The 3,283-nt window shown below is 67.7% G+C and carries 6 protein-coding genes; 4 read left to right on the forward strand and 2 right to left on the reverse strand.

What is annotated here, in order from left to right:
- Positions 1–113 precede the first annotated feature (113 nt).
- The gene (locus tag OO54_RS46250; protein WP_157856618.1) at positions 114–296 is read right to left on the reverse strand and encodes a hypothetical protein; all 183 of its coding nucleotides are present in this window, start codon (positions 294–296) and stop codon (positions 114–116) included.
- Positions 297–377: 81 nt separating this feature from the next.
- Here OO54_RS46250 and OO54_RS40665 point away from each other — a divergent pair, with 81 nt between their 5' ends.
- The 4 genes from OO54_RS40665 to OO54_RS44715 all read left to right on the forward strand — a co-directional run bounded on the left by OO54_RS40665 (position 378) and on the right by OO54_RS44715 (position 2,685).
- On the forward strand, positions 378–896 hold the full coding sequence (locus OO54_RS40665; RefSeq protein ID WP_033212698.1) for a hypothetical protein: 519 nt from the start codon (positions 378–380) through the stop codon (positions 894–896).
- 371 nt (positions 897–1,267) lie between these two features.
- On the forward strand, positions 1,268–1,501 hold the full coding sequence (locus OO54_RS40670; protein ID WP_033212699.1) for a hypothetical protein: 234 nt from the start codon (positions 1,268–1,270) through the stop codon (positions 1,499–1,501).
- A complete protein-coding gene (locus OO54_RS40675) occupies positions 1,501–1,779 on the forward strand; it encodes a hypothetical protein (protein WP_017242039.1) in 279 nt (92 codons plus the stop codon). The genes OO54_RS40670 and OO54_RS40675 overlap by 1 nt, the downstream gene beginning before the upstream one ends.
- 67 nt (positions 1,780–1,846) lie before the next feature.
- A protein-coding gene (locus OO54_RS44715; RefSeq protein ID WP_106970209.1) for an IS5 family transposase occupies positions 1,847–2,685 on the forward strand; the annotation gives its coding sequence in 2 pieces (ribosomal slippage) (positions 1,847–2,186 and positions 2,186–2,685; 840 coding nt in all).
- A gap of 2 nt (positions 2,686–2,687) precedes the next feature.
- Here the strand turns inward: OO54_RS44715 and OO54_RS40690 are convergent.
- Positions 2,688–3,014, reverse strand: coding sequence for a hypothetical protein (locus OO54_RS40690; RefSeq protein WP_033212703.1), 327 nt, complete (start codon positions 3,012–3,014; stop codon positions 2,688–2,690).
- Between the last annotated feature and the right edge of the window lie 269 nt (positions 3,015–3,283).

Here is a 3,283-nt window from a genome sequence, read left to right on the forward strand (position 1 = left end):
ACACCGACCCCAAGCCCTACATATGGACCAAGACCGCAGACGAGATCCTCGAACGCCTCGCCTCATATCTGAACAGAATTCCTGACTCAGAAGACTAGCACTTGTCTGGCCGATCAGGTGTGGAGCCAGATGACATCGTCCGAGGGCATGGTCACCCGGCTCGCTGGCCGGGGCCCCTTTGGCGGGCTCCAGCGGCGTGCTGGTGCGCGCGGGACGGTGGTGGAGTCGATTGCGACGACCCAGTCGAGGTTGCCTTCGGCGTCGGTCTGGGCGAGCAGGGCGGTGGATACTCTCATCGGCACCGGACTCGGCGTCTCGGAGTGTGGGCTCCTGTGAGCCTCTTCCCTTGTGTGCCAAGGGCGTTGGAAGATCCGTGCATGAATCCTCATGGATCCGAGTCGACCGCTGACGCGACGGCCACCTATCTCACGGCGCTCCACGAACGGCTGACGGCTGATGGCTGCGCAGTGACCTTGCCGGACTGGAACGACTCCCGGGTTGTGGCCGCCGGCCGCGCTGACCGCAAGGTCCGGTGGTTCGGGACGAAGGTCGAGCTGTTCGTCTTCGCGGCAGCTGTACCGGAGATCGACGTGGCCACTCTGGGGGAGTTCACCGCATGGGCCATGCGCTACGCCAAGAGCCTGCGCGGGGGCATACCCGGTGCGCGGAACGCGGCTTTCGTTCTTCCCGCCCTGGTGAGCGCGCGTGTCCGGCCCGAGGCGGCCCAGTGGGCTGCCCACGACGCGCGGATCCTCGACACGACGTTGATCAGCCGCCCCCTCACGGTTGAGGTCGCCCCGGCTACGGTGCGGACCACGATGTACCGGGGGCGGGTCGTCTGGGGCGGCATGTTCACGGGCCACGTATTGGAGAAGGCCGCCCTGTACTTCCCCTGACGCGGAGCGGGGCCGTTGCGGGCGCCTCCGTCGTGCCGTAGTGGTTATGAAGCCTCGGGGGAGGCTGGGCGCCTCATCCGGTCGTGGTCCCGTGGGTGGGGGTGGCTGGGGGCGCAGTGGGGAGCGGCCCGGCTGAGACGGCGATCGTGGCCTTCTCCAGGACGGCGACGGCCGATGCGTACTGCTGGGCCCGCATTCCTCATCCGGTTTGGCCCCACCAGTCTCTGACGGCTCGGCAGAGCAGGACGAAGTCCGGCAGGCGCTCGCGAAGTCTCCGTAGGGTGCTCAGGATTTCGGAGAGTGGTCACAGCCTCGCCGGTCCGGCGATACCGTGTCGGAAGACGACCGTTCCGCATCCCAGGGAGCCCGCGATGAGCGACCCGCAGGCCTTCGCCGACCCCGTCCGGCAGCAGCTGCCCTCCGAAGCTGCCGACGGATTGCGTGCATACGCTGCCCGCACCCGCGCCCAGGCGGACCAGCTCGCTGCGATCCTGGAGGACATCGCGACCAACGGCCTGCCCGCAGTCGACGACTGCACCCCGTGGGAGGACCTGCGGGACACCCACCTCGCGCGCCTCGCTACCCATCGCCCGGCCGTCGCCTGATGCCCCCGCAGCAAGAACCTCACCGCCGCCGCGCCCGCGTCGCGTTCTCCGAAGCAGCCGCCAAACAGCTTCAGGAGATCACCAGCGAGGCCGAACTCCACGCCCTCGACCGTGCCCTGGTCGTCATCTCCGTCGACCCGGAAGCCGGCGACCCCTTGCCCGGCACCACCGACGGCGTCCCGCTGCGCCAGTACACCGACGACGTCGAGCAGGTCCGCGTCCTCTACTTCGTCACCGCGCTGCGAACCGTCGTAGTCGTCGCCTATATCGAGGTCTAAAGCCTGTCTGACGGGTCGGTGACCGAGGCTCCCATTCCACCGTGATCTTGGTAGGCAGGGTGTCCGAGTGCGCGCTGATCTTGTTCCGGATGACCTGTGGGAGCGGGTCGCTCCGCTGCTGCCGCCCGCTCCCGAACGCCGCCGCCACCACCCAGGTCGATTGCGTGTTCCGGACCGGGCGGCCCTCGCGGGCATCATGTACGTGCTGCGGACCGGCGTCGCCTGGCGCGATGTTCCGGCCGAGACTGTGGGCTGCTCCGGGGCTACGGCCTGGCGCCGGCTGCGGGACTGGACCGAGGCTGGCGTCTGGTCGCGTCTGCATGCCGCCCTGCTGACAGAACTGCGCCGCGCTGACCTTCTGGGCCTGGACGACTGCGCCGTGGACGGGTCGCATGTCCGGGCCCTGAAAGGGGGGATCAGGTCGGCCCTTCGCCCGTCGACCGTGCCCGTCCCGGCTCCAAACACCATCTGATCGTCGACCGCCACGGCACACCGCTCGCTGTCACGCTCACCGGTGGGAACCGACATGATGTCACCCAAATGCTGCCGCTGCTGGACGCAGTCCCAGCAATTCGGGGCCGGCGAGGACGCCCCCGCCGCAAGCCCCGGCGCCTGTATGCCGATCGGGGCTACGACTTCGACAAGTACCGCCGCCTGCTGTGGAAGCGCGGCATCAAGCCGATGATCGTCCGACGCGGCGTCGCACACGGCTCCGGGCTGGGCAAGGTGCGCTGGGTCGTCGAGCGCGCCTTCGCCTGGCTGCACCAGTTCAAGCGGCTCCGCATTCGCTACGAACGACGCGCGGATCTACACCAGGGACTGCTCGAACTGACTTGCAGCCTCATGGGGCGACAGCCGGAGTCGGTGCAGGAGGTGCCAAGTCGGGTTCCTTCCCTTGGGGGCTGAGCTCAGGTGAGGTCGAAGGCGACGTTCACGGAGCCGCTCCAGTCCGGTGCCTCCATGAGCGTGAGGGTTCCATCTTCTGCCTCGACGACTCGCACCGTGATCCCGCCGCGATCCTCACCGGGAAACGCAATGGAGAAGTGGGGATCCATCTCCATGAGGAAGTCCCAGCCCTCGCTCTGGGTCGTGTCGAGAGCGTTGGCGTGCCGACCGGTTGCCCGCCACTTGCCGGCCGCGTCGACAGTGACGGTGATGTCGACGTCGTACATCTCAAGGCATGTCGAGCGATTGGCCCACCATTCGAGGCGGGCCTGACCCACGAATCGATCCATGAGCACACTATGCACGGTGCCTAGACCGGACAGGCGAGTCCGTGCGGCCGCCGGCCGGCGTGGTCAGGCCGCGAGACAGAGCTACATGGGCAGGCCAGACGTGTCCTCGCCTCAACCAGAAGTGCCTCATGTGCCTTCGCCGCCTCCGGACCTCATTCTGAAACCATCAGTAAGGGGCTGCCGATCATTAACCTGTCACTTTGATCTTAATGTCGGGGGTGCTGCTTTGGGCGGCCACTCGGGCTCGGAGGGCCGTCAGGGCGGTCGGT

This window comes from Streptomyces wedmorensis, assembly GCF_000716445.1.
In the GTDB taxonomy this organism is placed as follows: domain Bacteria; phylum Actinomycetota; class Actinomycetes; order Streptomycetales; family Streptomycetaceae; genus Streptomyces; species Streptomyces wedmorensis.